The sequence below is a fragment of the Bradyrhizobium sp. cf659 genome, assembly GCF_900113725.1.
Classification (GTDB): Bacteria; Pseudomonadota; Alphaproteobacteria; order Rhizobiales; family Xanthobacteraceae; genus Bradyrhizobium.
The window spans coordinates 181,825-199,621 of the sequence record NZ_FOQJ01000009.1 but is presented as its reverse complement, the minus strand read 5'-3'; the positions used below and the strand labels follow the sequence as shown (position 1 = coordinate 199,621).

General features: G+C 63.7%; 17 protein-coding genes and 1 pseudogene. 11 read left to right on the top strand and 7 right to left on the bottom strand.

From position 1 onward, the window contains the following. Entirely contained in the window at nucleotides 1–900 is a 900-nt protein-coding gene (locus BM118_RS29965) for a polysaccharide deacetylase family protein (RefSeq protein ID WP_092190049.1), read from the top strand. Here the strand turns inward: BM118_RS29965 and BM118_RS29960 are convergent. Then, on the bottom strand, nucleotides 897–2,579 hold the full coding sequence (locus tag BM118_RS29960; RefSeq protein ID WP_092190047.1) for a methyl-accepting chemotaxis protein: 1,683 nt from the start codon (nucleotides 2,577–2,579) through the stop codon (nucleotides 897–899). The two genes, BM118_RS29965 and BM118_RS29960, sit on opposite strands and share 4 nt — an antisense overlap. A 295-nt stretch (nucleotides 2,580–2,874) precedes the next feature. On the opposite strand from BM118_RS29960, the gene BM118_RS29955 reads away from it, so the two are divergent. Beyond that, nucleotides 2,875–3,375 carry a hypothetical protein gene (locus BM118_RS29955; RefSeq protein WP_177234823.1) on the top strand — a complete coding sequence of 167 codons (501 nt, stop codon included), beginning with the start codon at nucleotides 2,875–2,877 and terminating at the stop codon, nucleotides 3,373–3,375. 11 nt (nucleotides 3,376–3,386) lie between these two features. Then, nucleotides 3,387–3,860 carry a hypothetical protein gene (locus tag BM118_RS29950; protein WP_092190229.1) on the top strand — a complete coding sequence of 158 codons (474 nt, stop codon included), beginning with the start codon at nucleotides 3,387–3,389 and terminating at the stop codon, nucleotides 3,858–3,860. A 3-nt stretch (nucleotides 3,861–3,863) separates the two neighbouring features. Here the strand turns inward: BM118_RS29950 and BM118_RS29945 are convergent, their stop codons facing one another. Further along, nucleotides 3,864–4,463, bottom strand: coding sequence for a TetR/AcrR family transcriptional regulator (locus BM118_RS29945; protein WP_092190045.1), 600 nt, complete (start codon nucleotides 4,461–4,463; stop codon nucleotides 3,864–3,866). Between the two features lie 166 nt (nucleotides 4,464–4,629). On the opposite strand from BM118_RS29945, the gene BM118_RS29940 reads away from it, so the two are divergent. The 3 genes from BM118_RS29940 (at nucleotide 4,630) to BM118_RS29930 (ending at nucleotide 5,884) form a co-directional block, all read left to right on the top strand. Beyond that, nucleotides 4,630–5,007, top strand: coding sequence for a tautomerase family protein (locus BM118_RS29940; RefSeq protein WP_092190043.1), 378 nt, complete (start codon nucleotides 4,630–4,632; stop codon nucleotides 5,005–5,007). 108 nt (nucleotides 5,008–5,115) lie between these two features. Beyond that, nucleotides 5,116–5,487, top strand: coding sequence for a hypothetical protein (locus tag BM118_RS29935; protein WP_092190041.1), 372 nt, complete (start codon nucleotides 5,116–5,118; stop codon nucleotides 5,485–5,487). A 1-nt stretch (nucleotide 5,488) separates the two neighbouring features. Beyond that, complete coding sequence (locus tag BM118_RS29930; RefSeq protein WP_092190039.1) at nucleotides 5,489–5,884, top strand: GFA family protein; 396 nt, start codon at nucleotides 5,489–5,491, stop codon at nucleotides 5,882–5,884. A gap of 3 nt (nucleotides 5,885–5,887) precedes the next feature. Here the strand turns inward: BM118_RS29930 and BM118_RS29925 are convergent, their stop codons facing one another. The 4 genes and pseudogenes from BM118_RS29925 to BM118_RS29910 all read right to left on the bottom strand — a co-directional run bounded on the left by BM118_RS29925 (nucleotide 5,888) and on the right by BM118_RS29910 (nucleotide 10,683). Next, complete coding sequence (locus BM118_RS29925; RefSeq protein WP_244550273.1) at nucleotides 5,888–6,757, bottom strand: urea carboxylase-associated family protein; 870 nt, start codon at nucleotides 6,755–6,757, stop codon at nucleotides 5,888–5,890. Nucleotides 6,758–6,801: 44 nt separating this feature from the next. After that, a pseudogene (locus BM118_RS29920) lies at nucleotides 6,802–7,732 on the bottom strand (CobW family GTP-binding protein). A gap of 3 nt (nucleotides 7,733–7,735) precedes the next feature. Then, nucleotides 7,736–9,241: an amidohydrolase family protein gene (locus BM118_RS29915; RefSeq protein ID WP_244550272.1), complete on the bottom strand. Its 1,506-nt coding sequence runs from the start codon at nucleotides 9,239–9,241 to the stop codon at nucleotides 7,736–7,738. A gap of 908 nt (nucleotides 9,242–10,149) precedes the next feature. Then, nucleotides 10,150–10,683 carry a 2'-5' RNA ligase family protein gene (locus tag BM118_RS29910; RefSeq protein WP_092190035.1) on the bottom strand — a complete coding sequence of 178 codons (534 nt, stop codon included), beginning with the start codon at nucleotides 10,681–10,683 and terminating at the stop codon, nucleotides 10,150–10,152. A gap of 400 nt (nucleotides 10,684–11,083) precedes the next feature. Here BM118_RS29910 and BM118_RS29905 point away from each other — a divergent pair, with 400 nt between their 5' ends. The 4 genes from BM118_RS29905 to BM118_RS42470 all read left to right on the top strand — a co-directional run bounded on the left by BM118_RS29905 (nucleotide 11,084) and on the right by BM118_RS42470 (nucleotide 14,145). Further along, nucleotides 11,084–11,368 carry a type II toxin-antitoxin system RelE/ParE family toxin gene (locus tag BM118_RS29905; RefSeq protein WP_092190033.1) on the top strand — a complete coding sequence of 95 codons (285 nt, stop codon included), beginning with the start codon at nucleotides 11,084–11,086 and terminating at the stop codon, nucleotides 11,366–11,368. A 35-nt stretch (nucleotides 11,369–11,403) separates the two neighbouring features. Further along, nucleotides 11,404–11,700 (top strand): HigA family addiction module antitoxin, encoded by a 297-nt coding sequence (locus tag BM118_RS29900; protein ID WP_092190031.1) that lies wholly within the window; start codon nucleotides 11,404–11,406, stop codon nucleotides 11,698–11,700. 328 nt (nucleotides 11,701–12,028) lie between these two features. Further along, nucleotides 12,029–13,441, top strand: coding sequence for a DUF7986 domain-containing protein (locus tag BM118_RS29895; protein ID WP_092190029.1), 1,413 nt, complete (start codon nucleotides 12,029–12,031; stop codon nucleotides 13,439–13,441). Then, nucleotides 13,438–14,145: an SEC-C metal-binding domain-containing protein gene (locus BM118_RS42470; RefSeq protein ID WP_244550271.1), complete on the top strand. Its 708-nt coding sequence runs from the start codon at nucleotides 13,438–13,440 to the stop codon at nucleotides 14,143–14,145. Before BM118_RS29895 ends, BM118_RS42470 begins: the two co-directional genes overlap by 4 nt. Nucleotides 14,146–14,265: 120 nt before the next feature. On the opposite strand, the gene BM118_RS29880 is transcribed toward BM118_RS42470, so the two are convergent. Continuing rightward, complete coding sequence (locus tag BM118_RS29880; RefSeq protein WP_092190027.1) at nucleotides 14,266–17,049, bottom strand: UPF0182 family membrane protein; 2,784 nt, start codon at nucleotides 17,047–17,049, stop codon at nucleotides 14,266–14,268. Between the two features lie 277 nt (nucleotides 17,050–17,326). Here BM118_RS29880 and BM118_RS29875 point away from each other — a divergent pair, with 277 nt between their 5' ends. Continuing rightward, complete coding sequence (locus BM118_RS29875) at nucleotides 17,327–17,797, top strand: aminoacyl-tRNA deacylase (protein WP_092190025.1); 471 nt, start codon at nucleotides 17,327–17,329, stop codon at nucleotides 17,795–17,797.

Sequence of the window (17,797 nt, the reverse complement as noted above, 5' to 3'; positions counted from 1 at the left end):
ATGCCGATCGAGCGCGATCTCCACGGATATGGCCCGGTGCGACCGGATATCCTCTGGCCGAACGGCGCCCGCGTCGCGGTGTCGCTGGTGGTGAATTTCGAGGAGGGCGCCGAGCTCGCCGTCGAGCAGGGCGATGCCGAGACGGAACGCTATGGCGAAGTTGCTTCGACGTTGCCGCCGGGCGTCCGTGACCTCGTGCAGGAGCAGGTGTTCGACTACGGCATGCGCGCCGGCCTGTGGCGCTTCCTCAACGCCTTCGCCGAGGCCAAGGTCCCGTCGACCTTCATGATGTGCGGCCGTGCGGTCGAACGCGTGCCGGACCTTGCGCGCGCCGTGGTCGAGGCCGGGCACGAGCCCGCGGTGCATGGCTGGCGCTGGCTGCCGCACGCGCTCTACGGCGATGCCGAGACCGAACGCCGTGACATCGAAAGGACGCGCGACGTCATCGCCCGCACCACCGGCGTCACGCCGGTCGGCTTCATGTCACGCGGCAGCCAGAGCGCCTGGACGCGCGACCTCCTGACCGAGCTCGGCTTTACCTACGATTCCAACGCCCTCGACGACGACCTGCCCTATTGGAGCCGGTCGCGCCAGGGATCGATGCTGGTCCTGCCTTACGGCTTCGACACCAACGACATGAAGTTCTTCCATCGGAACGGTTTTGTGCAGCCAGAGGACTTTTCGGGCTATGTCAGCGCCGCGCTCGCGACGCTGGTCGAGGAAGCCGAACGCGGCCGATCCTCGATGCTATCGATCGGCTTTCATCTGCGCATCTGCGGCCGCCCTGCGCGCTTCCGCGCAGTGAAGGCCATTCTTGCCGAGCTTGCGCGGCTCGAAGGCCGCGTCTGGGTCGCAACGCGCGCCGACATCGCGGCGCATTTTCGCGCGGTCGCCCGCTAGGCCGCCCGCACGCCGGCAACGAAGACGCTGACCTCGTCCTCAAGCGATTGCAGCTTCTGCGTCAGCCGGCCGCTGGATTGCAGCACGAGGCCGGCGGCCTGGCCGGTCTCGGCGGTCGCATCGGTCACGCCGGAGATGTTCTGCGAGACCTGATCGGTGCCGGCGGCCGCCTCCTGCACGCTGTGCGCGATCGCCTGCGTCGCCGCGCCCTGCTCCTCGACGGCGGCTGCGATCGACGAGGAGATCTCGTTGACCTCCATGATGGTCTTGCGGATGCTCTCGATATTGCCGACGACCTGGTTGGTCTCGGCCTGGATCGCGGTGATCTGCGCACCGATCTCGTCGGTCGCCTTCGCGGTCTGGCTCGCCAGCGACTTCACCTCGCTTGCGACCACCGCAAAACCCCTGCCGGATTCGCCCGCGCGCGCCGCCTCGATGGTGGCGTTGAGCGCGAGCAGGTTGGTCTGCGAGGCGATCTGGTTGATGAGGTCGATGACCTCGCCGATCTTGTGCGCGGCGGCGGCAAGCCCCTGCACGGTGTCGTTGGTGCGCTGACCGTCGGCGGCCGCCTTGTCGGCCACCGTCGCGGCCTGCGCGACGCGCTGGCTGATCTCGGTGATCGAGGACGACAGCTGGCCGGCGGCGGAGGCCACCGTCTGCACGTTGCTCGAAGCCTGCTGGCAGGCCGTCGCCACGAAGCTCGCGCGATCGGTCGCCTTGTTCGCAGTCTCAGACATGCCCTGCGCGGCCTGCTGCATCGCGCGTGCCTCGTCGAAGACGTCGCGGACCACGGCCTGGACGCTCGCTTCGAACTTGCCGGCGAGATCGGCCATCGTCTTGCGCTTCTCGCCGTCGGCCCGCTGCTTCGCTTCCTGCTGTTCGGCATGCATCCGGCTCACGGCCGACGCATTGTCCTTGAACACGGCGAGCGCGTTGGCGAGCCCGCCAACCTCGTCGCGGCGATCGGTGTAGGGTACATCGAACGCACTGTCGCCGGCGGCGAGGCGCTCGGTCAGCGTGGTGATTTTCGCGAGCGGCTTCGTGACGCTGCGGCCGATCACGAAGGAGGCGCCGAGCACCAGCACGAGCACGGCAAGACACACCAGCGCGAACGTCGTCGCGTTCTGGCGGAACACGGCATCGACGTCGTCGAGATAGATGCCGGTGCCGATGATCCAGCCCCAGGGCGCAAAGCCCTTCACATAGGAGATCTTCCCGACCGGCTGGTCGAAGCCGGGCTTCGGCCAGAGATAGCTGTAGAAGCCGGCGCCCTGCTTGTTGACGACGTCAACGAACCCCAGGAACAGCGCGTTGCCGGCGGGATCCTTCATCCCGGCGAGATCCTTGCCGTCGAGCTCGGGCTTGATCGGGTGCATGACCATCCTGGGGGTCATGTCGTTGATCCAGAAATACTCGACCTTGTCGTAGCGCAGGCTCTTGATCTCCGCCATCGCGTCGGCCTGCGCCTGTTCGCGCGGGAGTTTTCCTTCGCTCTCGAGCTTCTGATAGTGCGCCAGGATGCCGTAGCCGACATCCACCATGTGCTGCGTCTTGGCCTGGCGATCGGCGACCATCTGCGTGCGCAGGGTCGACAGCGCGATCGGCGCCAGCGCAATCATGCCGAGGAGGCTGATGCCGACAATCAGGACCAGCTTGAAACTGATGCGGGAGAAAATCATCGGGGCTCGCAAAATTGGAAGGGCTGATATGCCTGTTTATCCCGTTCCCCTTAGCAAAGCTTTAAGCATTCGGGTCCCCCAAATCCCGTAAAATCGCGTGGGCAGGCAGCCGGCACGCCGCGTGCGGCCTGGCAGGTTTGCGGGGCCGGCCGCATCCGAGATCCGAACTCTTCAAATCTAGAAGACCTCGATATCGGCCTTCGCCGCGTTGACTTGCGACAGGCTCTGGCAGAACGATCGGCGCAGATCGTCAGCGCCAGACGCGGCGTGCCCGCAGCGAAAGGCCCGAGGCTCAATGCATCAATCGACATACGCCAAGCCCATCGACCTTCCCGCACTGACCGCGGCCGAGCGGCTCTTCATCTGGGGCTTTCGGAGCAAGGCGCGCAGCGGAAGCGCCGTTCCAACCGCGGCCGACATCCAGCAGGTGTACGACCATTTTCGCGTGGACGATGCCGTGCCGTCACTGGAAGCGATCATCGAGATCTTTGCCTGCACGGCGCATACGGCCATCGAAGTGCATTGCCCCACCTGTCCGCGCATGTCGGAGAGCGAGCGCGGAATCCTGCGGGCGATCGCCGCCGCGCAGAAAGAGCGCGACGATGTCGCGCGCGAGCAGTTCGAGTGCTGGCTGCCACCGGTGGGCGCGGATTGGGCGCTGGCGCCGGTGCGGGGACTTGCGACCATCTTCCGCATGGCCGGCCTCATTCTCCCCGACCGGCACGCCGAGCCCTTCGACCAGGGCCGGACGATGGTGATGAAGAGCTGGCTTGTCGGCAGTCCCACATTGCATTGACGAGATCGTTCATGATGGAGGCTACGAGCAATCCTGTGCCTGACCCGGAAGCCGGCCAGTCGCGCCCCTGCCCGCTCCAGGCCGCGCTCGCGACCCGTCCGAGCGTCGAAAGCTACGATCAATTCTGCCGCGTCGCGCTTTCGCTGTTCCGCTTCATTGGGGCTGCCTATGCGACCGGCGCCTCCGATTGCTGGGAGGCGGCCTATCGCTTTGCCGATGAAGCGCCCGGCATTGCCGACAGCCCGCTGCTGGTCGCACGGGCTGCTGCGCTCGTCAGGATCCTGCGCAGCGGCCGGCCGTGCGAGCTGTGCTTCATGCCGCCGTCGTGCCGCCGCCTGTCGAAGGACGAGGCGGAATTGATGCGGCTGCTGGCGGTCGCCCGCAGCGAGCAGCCTGGTGAACTCGAGTCGGTCGTCTGCCAGTTCGTCGGCTCCGGGAAAGAGGATGCGGCAACGAGGGCGGTCAACGCGCTTGCCTGCTGCTGACGCCTAACCGCCCGCCTTGCCGAGCACGAGATCGATCGTGTGGGCAGCGATCTTGCGCAGCTGCGCCTCGTCGCCGAAGGCCCGTTCGAGCACGGCGAGGCCGCGCGTCACCGTGATGATGTGCAGCGCCGCGGCCGCGGGATTGCCGTTGAACTCGCCGCGTTTCGCGCCTGCCGACAACGCGTCCTGAACCAGGGCGGTGATGCGCGAGATGAGGTTCGCAAAGGCCTGGCGCGCTTCCTCGTCGAGCCCCTCGCCTTCGACCGCGCCGAGCTCCATCAGGCCGCGCGTGGTCGGGCATCCGCGCGGCGGCGAGCCCGAGCGGAAATTCACGATGGTCAGGTCGAAAAACGCGCTGAGGCGTTTTCGCAAACTGCCCGTGCCGAGCGCCTTTTGCAGGGCGAGGAGATAATCGCCCGCATAGCGTTCATAGGCCTGGAGGAACAGCGCCTCCTTGCTGCCGAAGGCATTGTAGAGGCTGCCGCGCTGGACGCCGGCATCGCGCGCGATGTCCGACAGCGAGGCGCCGCGCACGCCCTTGCGCCAGAACTGGTCGAACGCGATGCGCAGGACGTCGTCATGGTCGAATTCGCGCGGTCTCAAATGTCGGTCCTCGGCCTGAAAGTATTTGACACGGTGTCAAGAACATGTTTTCTCGACATCGTGTCAAAAACCAATTGGGATTGATAGCCCGTTTCGTCAATGAGCCGGACCGCCGGCGCGCATCATGCGCCCTGGCCGGTCGGCCCGCATGCACAGGGACCAGCTCATGCCTCTGCTTCACATCTCGATGCGCGCCGGAAAGCCCGACGCCTACCGGCAGGCGATCCTCGACGGCCTCTATCGCGCCATGCGCGAGGCGCTGAACGTGCCCGAGGGCGACGAGTTCATGACCATCAGCGAGCATGCCCCCGCGAACTTCCGCTGCGGCAACGCCTACGGCGTCGCGCGAAGCGAGAACGCCGTGCTGATCCAGATCACCGTGTTCGCCTCGCGCACCGCGGAGCAGAAGAAGGCGCTGTACCGCCGGATCGCGGACCTGCTCGGCGAGAACCCGGGCATCCGGCCCGAAGACGTGTTCGTGAACGTGCTCGATGCCCCCAGGGAGAACTGGTCCGTCGGCCACGGCCTCGCACAATTCGCGTGAATTTGCCGGGCGCGGAGTTGCCCGCCCCCTCTTGAGAATTGCCGGCCGGAAGGGTCTGATAGGCTGCGGAGCAAACCTCCGCCGAGCCGAACCCGGGACCTGAACCGCATGACCATGTCGGTCGAGCAATTGTGGAGCCTGCCGGAAACCGCGCTGGTCGGCGCCTATGCGGAAGCGCGGCGCCGCTACGCGGAGAAGAAATTCGAGCGCGACACCCATCGGGCGCGGCTGGAATGGATGCGCGCAAAGCTGTTCGTCAACACGCCGGGCAACGTCACCGAGCGCAAGATGGCGGTCGACGTCTCCGAGGAGCTGGCGCGCAAGGGCCAGGAGGTGCGCGAGATGACGCGCGATCTCGACATGCTGAAGATCGAAGTCGACGTGATCGACACCATGATCCGGCTGCGCGGCGCGCACGGCGCTCCGCCGGTTCACGCCGAGGAGGCGGCCGGGAAGCCGGCCGAGCCGGAGGGGGAGTGACATGGCTGCGTTCCGGGGAAGCTGCCTGTGCGGCGAGGTCGCGTTCGAGGTCGAGGGCCCGTTCGATCGCTTCCTCAACTGCCATTGCTCGCGCTGCCGCAAGGCGACCGGGACCGCGCATGCCTGCGAGGTGATCGTGAAGGCGGGGGCGCTGCGCTGGCTGCGCGGGGAAACATCCGTCGCGCGCTTCGACCTGCCCAATGCACGGAGCTTTGCGACCGCGTTCTGCAAGAGCTGCGGCAGCCCGATGCCGCATCTGACGCGCAGCGGACGCGAAGCGATCATCCATGCCGGCGCGTTCGACGAGCCGCTGGGCGCGACGCCCGACCGGCACGTGCAATGGACGTCCCGCGCGGATTGGTATGTGCACGGCAACGGATTGCCGGTGGAGGATTGAAGCTCAGCTTTGCGCATGCCCACCGTGGCGACGGTGATACGCACTTGGCGACGGCCAGCTCCAGTCCTTCAGTGTCGCTCGATCCGGCTCGAAGATCTCGATCTTGAGCGCATGGCATGCCGCGGCATCGCTGGAATGGGTTGCGCTACAGTCTCCACCGGGACAGGCCGACAACGCGCCGAGCAGGTCGATCTCCGCGAGAAACTCGATGAAGTCGCCGGGACGGACCGGACTTGCCTTCATGAAATATTGGTGCGTGTCCTTGGTGAAGCCGGTGCACATGAAGACGTTGAGCACGTCGTGGACATGATGCTCGATCGCGCGTGGCTCCATCTCGAGCTCGGCGGCAAGCGCGCGGGACAGGTTGGAATGGCAGCAGAAATCGTAAGCCGTGCCGTTCAACAGGAGATTTGTATAGGGATCGCAGCGCGTGCCGATGACATCATGAATGCCGGCGCCGTCCTCATCGAAGCCGTACCAGCCGAGCGTGTCGTGACTGATGGTCGCCATCGGCCGAAGGTAGGGCATATTGCTCCAGAGCCGGTCCCCGATGCCGACATGCGTGCCATGGAGCGCCCGCGTCTTGCCGCTGAAGAAGCGCTCGGAGAGATCCTCTGCATTCCAGAGATTGAGGTCGCCGACCTGAGGGCCATCGATGCTGACGATGCGGAAGAACTGGCCGCGCGCCACGCGAAATGTTCTGGCATCGCGTGGCGGCACGGTGAGCTCGTGCGTCTTGACCATCGTGCGGCGAGCTTGCTCGAGCGCGGCCAGGTCGGGCCCGGGCATCGTGCCGGCCGGATAGACGATCGTCGGCTTGGCGGCGCGGCGCGAAGCGGCGTCTGCGGGTGCGGGTGCGCTTTTGGACGACATGCCAAGCTGATCCCTGTGACTGCAATCCATCCTACCGCCTCATCTCACCCACTCGCAACGCACCCCGCCATGATCCCGTCGAGCTCGGCCTTCGAGAGCACCCCGAGCTCGGCGATGAAGACGATCCGGGTCCGCGGCGCGCCTGGCGTCGGCGCTTCACCCGGCGCCAGTGTCGCGCGGCCGCCGGCGAACTGGAACACCGTCAGGCGGCCGGGCTGCTCGATGGTCTCGAACAGGCCCTTGGCGCGGGCGAGCTTTGGCGCGAGCCGGCCGATGGCCTGCTGCAAGCGCGGCAGCGAGATCGGCTGATCCGAGGTCCAGCTCAGCGTCTCGAAGCGCTCCTCTGCCGGCCGCCGCGGCCCCGGCTCGCGTGCCGCTGGCGCGCGATCGACGGTTGCGGGAAACAACAGCGCGGACGGAATCTCGCCGTGCTGCGCATCGACGACCACGGCGGGGACGCGCAGCGCGCGGATGGCCTCACGCATCCGGGCACCTGCGCCCTCGTCCGCCAGATCCAGCTTGCTGAGCGCCACGATATCGGCGACGCGCAGCTGCGCGCGCACCAGCGCGTCATCGAAGGCCGACGGCGGTGTGCCCGCGTCCATCACGCAGAGCACGGTTTCCAGCGGCGCCTCGCGCAGGATCACCGGGTCCATTCAGGTTGCGCACGATGTCGGAGGGATCGGCGACGCCGCTGGTCTCGATGACGATGGTGTCCGGCTTCGGATCACGGCGCAGCAGCGTCGCGAGCGTGCGGAGCAGGTCGCCTTCGAGCGAGCAGCAGATGCAGCCATTGGCAAGGCTCACCACGCCGTCGCTCGCGCCCGCGATCAGCTCCGCATCGATGTTGATCGCGCCGAAATCGTTGACGACGGCGGCGATGCGCCGCCCCTCCGCATGCGCCAGCAGATGGTTGACGACCGTGGTCTTGCCCGCCCCCAGAAAGCCCGTGACCAGGAGAATGGGGACCGGCATGGGTCAGCTCTCGACGACGGGGCGGCGCACGGGTTTGCCCGGCCGCGCCGCCACGTCCAGCACGCCGTCGCTGATCAGCACCTGGCCGCTGACGACGAGATGCCGCACGCCCTCGGATGGACGGTTCATCGCCGTGAATGTCGCGCGGTCGCTGAGCTTCTCGTAGTCGAACACGACGATGTCGGCATCGGCGCCCTTCGCGAGCCGGCCCTTGGCGCGCATCGCGGGCGTGCTCTGCGACAGGATCTCCGCCGGGATCAGCGCGCATTTGCGCACGCCTTCCAGCAGCGAGACCGTTTTGCGTTCACGCACCCATTCGCGGATGAACTTTGTGAAGCAGCCGGCCGAGCGCGGATGCGACGTCGCATCATCAGGCAGCGGCCAGGCGTCGCCGGTATAGGTGGTGCCGTCCGACAGCGTCCACGGCATCGCATCGGAGGCGATGGCGCCGCCGGGATAGAGCACCGACATGTCGAGCAGGTCGCGGTGATGCGAATTGTTCTCGGTGTCGAGGATGTGCCAGAGCACCAGCGAGGACGGCTCTTCGGCCTGCGCCTTGAGCAGCTCCTCGCGGTCATGGAAGCGATAGCCGTCGGTCACGCGCTGCACGGAATCGTAACCGGTGCCGTTGCGTTCGACGAATTGGGGATCGCTGAAGAAGGCCGCGGCCAGCACGGTCGAGCCGGTGCCGTAAGGATAGGCCTCGACCGTAATGGGCAGGCCCTGCGCCTGCGCCTTCTCGACCAGCACGCGGCAGCGCTCGATATCGGTCTTGCTCGACGAGTTGAAATGGCAGATGTGCATGTGAGCGCCGGTGGCGCCGGCATAGCCGATCAGGCGGATATAGGCCTCCGCCGCGCTCTCGGGATCGATGCGCGACATGTAGGCGACGTGGGTGAAGGTCGGCACGTCCTTGGCGGCTGCAAGCTGGCAGACCGCGGTCAGCTCCTGCACGCCGGCGCCCGGCGCGTAGGCGTTCAAGATGCCGATGCCGATACCGCCTTCGTTGAGGCCGCGCGCGAGGCGATCGAGGATGCCGGCGACCTCGGCGTCGGTCGCGACGTTGTCCATCCAGCGGCGGTCGCGCATGGCGTTGCCGAACGCCTCCAGCGAGCTTTCCGCATTGGAGCCCGTCATCGCGCCGATGCGCGCAAAGGCCCAGTTGGTGGCGGCGCCGTAGTTCAGCACGCGTCCCTTCCGGGCCTGGCGCTCATACCAGGACCCGACCGGAAGCACGCCCGCCTCGAGATCGAGCGTCGTCGTCACCCCGTCGAACGCCTGCATGCGATCCGCCGGGATCGACTGGCCGTGCGCGTGCAGGTCGATGAAGCCGGGCGCAACCACGAGGCCGGTGGCGTCGATCACCCGCTCGGCGCCGCCGAGCGAGGCGCCGACGGCGGCGATCTTGCCGTCCACCACCGCCACATCACCGATGGCATCCATCCCGCTCGCCGGATCCACCACCCGGCCGCCAGAGATCACCAAACCGCTCATATCGTCGCTCCGCATGCAATTGCCAAAACCTCCAAAGGCCCGGCAGCAGCTTCGGAGGCACGTCGGGGCGCATAGAGGCAGATTTTCGGGACAACGACCACCTCCGCGGATGCCGATGCATCATGCTCGCATGGGAGGTCCGGGCGTGAGGCCCGGGCGCGCACTCGCGTTCTCGCGGCATGATTTGCCCGAGCTGTGCTTCGCGTCACACCCCCTCGAAAGAAAGGGCGCAGGGAAGACCGGGCGCCGGCTGGCACCCATTAAGACCCCTGCGCTGAACAGATGCACACGCAATGCACAGGGGAGACACAGGGCCGCCGAAACCCGGCCTTCCCTGCGCGATGGTTTGACGGCCTATGCCGTGCTCTCCCGGGAGCCGAGTTCGTTCTGGCCTCCCTCGCCTTCGCGAAATGCGCGGCACCGCGCCGGTTGACGCGATTGACGCCTTCGCCAAGGCTTGACCGTAGCAACGACGGCCAGGACCACACGGTTTCGCCGTACGCGAGCTAACCCTGCTTCGCCAAGAGGCTTCGCAGGGCGCGGCCCTGCTCCGTCAAAGGCTCCGCAAAGCTTGGGCGCCGTCCGTCTTCGCGGTCCGTAGCGCGCTCACGAGGTTCATCTCGCCCTGCACGCTACCGACCGCCTTTAACGCCGCCCGCGTCCACCGCAACCCAGCCCGCGTTCGTGACGACGTACGACCGCCCCTTTTGCCGGGCTGGGATGGCCGACACATACGACAAATCCGAATTTCGGTAAAGTGGAATGTTTTTGGAGGACGGGGTTGACATCCTGTTTCGGCTGTTTTGCCCGACAGCCGCGCAGTCGCGAGATGGCGCGCCTGCAGCGGATCAGGTCCGAAGCGCCGCTTAGTACGTAGGATGGGCTGAGCTCTCGCGAAACACATCACCCCGATTGACGACCGACTACGATGGCAATCTCCGCTCGGATATAATTCGCACCGGCGGAAAGGCGACGCAATCCACCACATCGAACAGCACTTCGATCCTGCCGTCGTATGACCGTGCAAAGGCAATGGCGTCATCGTGCCGTTCGTCGGCGATGCGCGTGCCGAGCGTGCAGTGTGGCGTCCATGCTCCGGGCCGATAATGAGGGCGACAATGCGCCGGATCAATTGCTGCACTGATGGCGCTGTGGATGCGGGTCAGGGCCCCATTGGACGCTGGGTCGGCCCAGAGGACGAGAGGCGAACCTTCGAACCAACGAATTTGTCTGAATTCGATACGCAGTTGCGCCTCGCCGGTGACGGCCGTCAGCATGGCATCCCATGCAGTCTGCTCGCTGATCGAAGGGGAATCGTAGATCGCAAAAGTGAAATGCGGTCGGTAGCCGAGGGCGCGCATCGACGGCTCGACCTCAAAGGCAGCAACCTGGTCCCACAGCCGTTCGATCTCGGTTGCAGAACTGTTGTCGGCGCGGATGTTGATGGCTAGTGCCACAGGCACAATCCTTTGGACGAAACAATCAATCTGTTGAAGCCCGCCGGGCCCAGAGAAATGGCGCCAGCCAGACTAAAACCGCGAGCTCTCATACTATCGAAATTGCGCCATAATTCCTAACGGCACACCCTTGAGGCACGCGTCCGCGCACGCCCGCGTCCACCGCAACCCAGCCCGCGTTCGTGACGACGTACGACCGCCCTTTTGCCGGGCCGGGACGGTCGACACATACGATAAATCCGAATTTCGGCGAAGTGGAATATTTTTGCGAAAGGGGATTGACGGTGGAATTTTGTACTGCTTCGTCCGTCACGCCTGCCACAAAACGCGCCACTCGCCTTAGCATCTCATCGAGATACTAAGGCCTTGCAATACGTATCTCGACGAGATACGTATTGTCATGATCAAGAGCTTCAAGGGGAAGTTTGCCGAGTTGATCCTTCAGGGCCGCATGGCCCCGAAGGGTTTTCCGGCAGATATCGCAAAGGTCGCGCGCCGAAAGCTGATCATGGTGGACGCCGCCGACTTTCTCGATGCTTTGAAATCGCCTCCCGGCAACCGCCTTGAAGCTCTTAAGGGCGATTTGGCGGGCAAGCACTCGATTCGTATCAACGATCAATGGCGGATCGTGTTCAGATGGACGGATGCAGGTCCCGAAGACGTCGAGATCATAGACTATCACTAGACCGGCCGCCTGTGGCCAACCAAAGGAGTTCGCAGATGGCAAAGAAATTACCGCCAATTCATCCCGGCGAAATCCTGCGTGAAGAATTTCTCGCTCCGCTCAAGCTGACGCCCTACGCGGTCGCGGCCGCCCTGAACGTACCGCGCACCCGGATCGAGCGCATTGCGCGCGAAGAAAAGCCCGTCACGGCCGACACCGCGCTGCGGCTCGGCAAATTCTTCAAGACTGGCGCTGCATTCTGGATGAACATGCAGGCTCGATTCGATCTCGAAACAGCCGAAGACGTACTCGCACCACAGATCAAGAAGATCGCGCCTTACGAGGCGGCTTGAGAGCGATACAGTCGCGCGAGTACCTGGCAGGTGAATGAGGCCACATCCAAAGCCTGGGAGCTGAGTGCGCTATGGAGTTGAGCGCAGTCCAGCAATGCCACCGTAATTCAGAAGGCTGCAAGCTCCTACACGATTGAAGCCGCGGTCTAATTTTCGAGCATGCACGACTGCCCTGCGTCGTCCGCCTCATTCGCCAGGCTACCGCGGGCAGCCGCGAGAAACCTGGTGAATTCCCGTGGCGGATCCGGTTCCGGGTCGAACCGCCAGCGTATGCCTGATAGACTGCCTGCGCGTTGCGACGAACAATCTTCATGACGCGAGCGGGAATATGGCCGGCAAACACACACTCGAACGCCTGATCCAATGGTCGATGCGCGGCCCCTGGGCCGATCGTTTCGACGAGATCCTTGCAGACCATGTATTGCCCGCCTGCGACGAAACCGGTCTCGGGATGGAGGATATCGTTTCGACCATCGGTGAAGACCTGTTCATGAGCACGGTGTGGGCCTGTGCGTTCGAGGACTTCCTGACCTGCGAATTCGGCGACGGCGAGAATGCCATCGACGACTATCTGAAACGGCGCGGCTGGAAGGAGACTGCATCGGTTCGCACCTACATGGCGGCGCTGCGAAGTTCGACAATGAGCCTCTATGAGGTGAGCGACATCGTCCCCGGCACGTCGTTTCACGCACGGGATCTCATCCGAGGCGGCGAACCGGTCCTGATCAGCGAGCGGAGCGCGACCCGCAGCCTCAAGCCGTGGGACCGCATCGCGGCGCGCGTCGTTCAGGTCGGCAGCAAAATGCAGGTAGGCGGCGGCGTGCTAGTGTTCGAACACGGCACAGCGGAAGATATCCTCGAAGCCTGGGATGCCTTCGAAAAGCTCGGCAAGGATCAAAGACGAAGATTTGCGAAAGACGCTCTCGGAGAAGATGTCGACGACGAGGCGATCGCCGATCTGTCTCCGACCGAGATGGCACGCACAAGCGGTTCGCTGTTCACGACCTTTTGGCTCGTCGATCTGATCGATCGGATTCGAGAGCCGTCGATCCCCGATTGGCGAAACTCCGAAGGGGATGAGCTGGTTCTGTGCGAAGTGCGCTACCCTCTTGCAGCCGGCACAACCAGCAATGACATTCGCACTGTACTACACGCCCATGCCGAATTTTGCACAGCGGACATGATAACCTGGAACTGGATCACCGGGGAAAAACCGGCGGCGGCGGGTGCCGGCGAACAGCCGGGGCGGTCATTGAACTTCGAAACCTGGCGCGACGACGGCGCACTCGTGCTCGGCGATGTGAAGCTGGAGGACAAGGCGGTTGTACTCAGCACGAACTCCCGGCAGCGCTCCGACCGCGGCGATGCGCTGCTGTCCAGGATACTCGGCTCGCGGGTCGGCGAACCTTCGATCAAGACCGAAACTGTCGAGCAAATAATGGCATCGCGCGACGCCGGCGAGCCCCAGGCGGTCGATATCTCCGAGGAGGAGCAATTTGCGATCATCCATGGTCAAATGGACCGGCACTACCGCAGCGTCCTCGATGAGCCGGTTGCCGTGCTCGGAGGACTGACGCCACGTGCAGCAGTCAAGACCGACGACGGACGAGTTAAAGTCGTCGAATGGCTCAAGATGATGGAGAACATGACGGCCAAATCCGGCGATGACAACAGCGCAATGGCCAGTTACGACTTCGGTTGGCTGTGGAGGGAATTAGGTCTTGGTGAACTGAGGCGTTGAACGAAACCGCCCCGTGGCTGCTGCGCCACGTCGTGGCCCGGGATTGCTCCGCTAACCACCCTGTCCATATTGCCTCCTCCCTCGGAGGAGAATCTTTCAACGCGGTTTTGTCGCGGGTGCTCGCGATAGTGAATTCGTACAAAGTTGGACGAAACGACCTCTGCCCCTGCGGCAGCGGCAAGAAGTTCAAGAAGTGCTGTCTCAACCCGCGGAGCCGGAGCGAGCCGTCATCCGGACTGCACCGAGTTGATCCGCAGACGCGGGAAGATTCCCGATCAGCGCTTGAGCAAGAGTTAGGCGCGACTTGGCGGTATGATCCATTCTTGGAGCCACATCCGGATCAGTGGCTTGCGCTGGACGAACAAGAACGGATCGATGCTGTGCTGGGGTATCATCGACGTGCCCGGATTCGCCTCCCGCGGCAGAGATTGCACGCTGTCGTTCACGTCATCGTCGAGAACCAGATGGCTGATGCCGAGCTGCCGGTGCGACGCACGGCGCAGCGACTGATGTCCGAGGGGCTCGATCGTCACGAAGCCGTTCATGCGATCGGCTCGGTACTTACCGGACATCTCAACGATCTGATGCACGGAATCAAATCGGGCGGCGACGACGTCGGAACGGGGTCCAACCAGGATCCGAACAAGGACTATTTCACTGTGCTGGAAGCTTTGACCGCGGAAGGATGGCTTCGGTCCGCCTGATCAGTGCGTCGACGCTCTGTATCGAAATGGCGCGACAGCCGCAATTCTTAACGGCACACAGTTGAGGCACGCGTCCGCGCACATAGGTGCCTCGGCCAACGATGCGGAAAGCCCGAGGCATCATCGGTCGACGGGGCGCCGGTTCATGTCCTCCAGGAGTTCGCGCATGGCATCGAATTGCGTGCCGAAACCCTTCCAATCTCCTGCCTTCAATCGCTCCACTGCCTGGTTGTAGCGATCAAGCGCCTCCCTGGACTGATTTGCCGTCGGGCCTGTCAGGGGCGCCTCTTCCATCCTGCTCGGGGTGACCGGCGCCGGACCGGATTCCGTGAACAGGGCGGCCAAGGCCTCGGCGAGCGTCTCCTTCATCACGACACGCTCACCATAAGCTGCGATCACGCGCTTGAGCTCCGGCAGGTGTCCTTGCTGCGCTCGCAGATAGAGCGGCGATATGTAAAGGATCGAGTTCTCGATCGGAATCGCAAGCAAATTGGCACCGCGGATCACCCGCGAGCCCATCTGATTCCACAGCGTGAGCTGTTGCGAAATCTCCGTACTCTGATTGATCCGGGCCTCGATCTGGAACGGCCCGTAGACGAGCTTCTCCTTGGGGAATTCGTAGACGATCAATTTGCCGTAGTCGGGTGCGTCGCAGCGCGCGGCGAGCCACGCGATCATGTTGTCGCGGCGGCTCGGCACCATGGGCAGCATGAGGAAGAATTCGGCCTGCGGTTCGCCGGGCAGCCGCATGATGATGTAATAGGGGGTCATCGTCGAGATGCCGTCGCCGCCCGGCTGACGCGGGAATTGCCAGAGATCCTCGCGGTTGTAGAAAACGTCGGCCGCCTCCATGTGGTAGGTCTGGTACAGCCGGGCCTGAATCAGGAACAGGTCTTCCGGATAGCGAACGTGCTTCCGCAAGTCCGGCGGCATCGTCGTGAACGGCTTGAACAGGCTCGGAAAGATGCGCTGGTAGGTCGCCGCAACCGGGTCGCCGGAATCAACCAGATAGAAGTCGACGGTCCCGTTATAGGCATCAACGACAACCTTCACCGAATTGCGGATGTAGTTGAGATCGAGCCCCTGTGCCGGCTCTGCATACGGGAAATAGGAGTTCGTCGTGTAGGCGTCCTGCATCCAGAACATGCGCCCATTGCTGACGACCAGATAAGGATCGTGATCGAGCTTGAGGAACGGAGCGATCGTGCTCACCCGCGTCTGGATGTTGCGCCGGATCATGATCCGGCTGTCGGTCGTGATGTAGCTTGAAAGAATCAGGTTCGGGTCGTTGAAATAGTAAGCAAACAGCGTTCTCGCGGCCATTCCCCCGATCGGGATGCCGCCGGCGCCGCCATAGGCCGCATAGGCGTTCTCTTTCCCCTTCGGATAATCGAACTCCGGCGTGCTGCCCTTGACGATGACGTAGTCGTCGGTCTGCTCGCCGAAGTAGATGCGCGGCTCGTCGATCCTGGGACCGACGTCTGCGACGGGAGGAATATCCCGCAGATAGAACAGCGGCAGTCCTTCGGCACTCTTGCGTGTGACCGGGCTCATCACCGCGCCATTGCCGTGGGTGAACAGCACGTGGCGATTGACCCAGGTCTGGGCGTTCGGCGGCAACAGGGAGGACCGCAGTTCGCGGGCCGAGAGCATCACGCTCTGGTAGGAGCCATCGAGCCAGTAGCGATCAACGTCGAGGTCATGGAATTTGTAATAGGTGCGGATTTCCTGCAGTTGCGCGTAGGTATCCGACAGCGGCAGCCAGTCCCACAGCCTGATATTTTCAATTGTCGCCTTGTTGGCTTCGAGCACCTCTGGGGTAAGCTTCTGCTCGGCAGCAAACGGCTTGGTTGCAATCTGATCGAGATTATATGCCTGCCGGGTGAGCGCGATGTTGTGTTCGATATAGGGCCTCTCCAGCTCCAACTCGCTCGGTTTGACGACGAACTGCCTGTATAGCCAAGGGACGACGGCGGACAGCACGAACATGCCGACGCCGACGAGCACGATCGCCACGGCCGGGAGCCGATAGGTGCGAACCCGGACGTTCGCCCAGGCGGCAAGCGCCGCGATGATCGAAATTCCGATCATCAGCCACAACGCCGGCAGCCCCACATGCACGTCGGTGTAACTTGCGCCGACGACGACGCTATTGTCGCCATAGAGCAGCAGATAGCGGTCGAGAACGTAGGACCAGGCTTTTACCGCGAAGATGAAACCAAGCAGAGCGGAACCATGAGCGATCGCCGCCGGCGATATTGACCGGCGGCGAACGTCGTATTCGATGTCGCCATGCAGCCAGTAGACAGCCGCGGCGAAAAGCCCGCTCAGAACGAGCGCGAGCATCATCCAGTTCCTGATGACGATATAGGCGGGCAGCGAGAAGAGGTAGAAGCCGATGTCCTTGTTGTAGAGCGGATCGTCTGCGCCGTAGGGTACCTGATAGATAAATCGCAGGAAGACGCCCCAGTTGCCGGCTTCCTCCGCCGCCACAAGAAGAGCGAGCAAAGCTGCACCGCCTGCGATCAACCGGGGCAACGGCAGTTGATCGCGCACGAGCGCAAGCAGATCCGGTTGCACGTTGCCCGCGGCGCTTTGCGCCGGAGCGGCGACAGGCTGCGTCGACCCTCGTCGGGCAAAACGCAGTGCGAGCCATCCGTTCAACCAAAGGATGACGGCGGTTGCCGTCCAGACGGCAAGAAAGACGGCGGCCTCGGCGCCGATTGTCGTCGCAAAAACCTGCAGGTAGCCGATCGAGGAAAACCACAGCCAGCCGACCAGGAGGTCGCTCGCGAGCGCGAGCAGGATGAGGGAAGTCCCAATGACGATGGCCGCAACGATGAGCCTGGCCACGGCACTTTGCCTTGGTACCTTGCGTCCGGGTCCGGTAATCCCGATCGTCATGATTTCATTATAGCGGAAATGAGCGACGCCCGCCGCTCGATTTCACGGCCGGGATTAGCGCCTCGAGGCGAGGACACCGGTATTCGAACCTGCATCGCCGGGACCGCGGAACGGCGCAAAGTGACGCGCCATGCTGAATAAGACGGCGAACTAGCATATATTTGCGGATGGAAGACCCCTGTTGGGTCTATAGTCAGATAGCCGCCCATCGTATGGCGCGAGCCTGCCGGGAAGCCCCTACGGTGGATGGTTTGCATCCAGCATCGGAGGTGATGTCATGGCCATTGCTCCCACGCTCCAGAAATACCTAGCCGCTGAGAACATCCAATACGAGGTGATCCCGCACGAACTCAGCATGACGTCCGCTCGCACGGCCGAGGTATGCCACATCCCTGGCGATCGCCTCGCCAAGGGCATCGTGTTGCGGCGCGACGGCGAATACGTGCTGGCCGTCTTGCCCGCATCGCACCACCTCCACCTGTCGGAACTGAGGACAGAGCTCGGCGACAACGTCCACATGGCCGATGAAACCGAGATCGATCGGCTGTTCAGCGACTGTGCACACGGTGCAGTACCTGCCGTCGGCAAATGCTACGGGCTGGATACGATCGTCGACGACAGCATCAAGGCACAGCCGGACATCTACATGGAAGCCGGCGATCACGAGACGCTGCTTCATATGGGACACGCGCAGTTTGAGCGCCTGACGGCCAATGCGCCGCACGGGCGGTTTAGCGCGCACGACTGA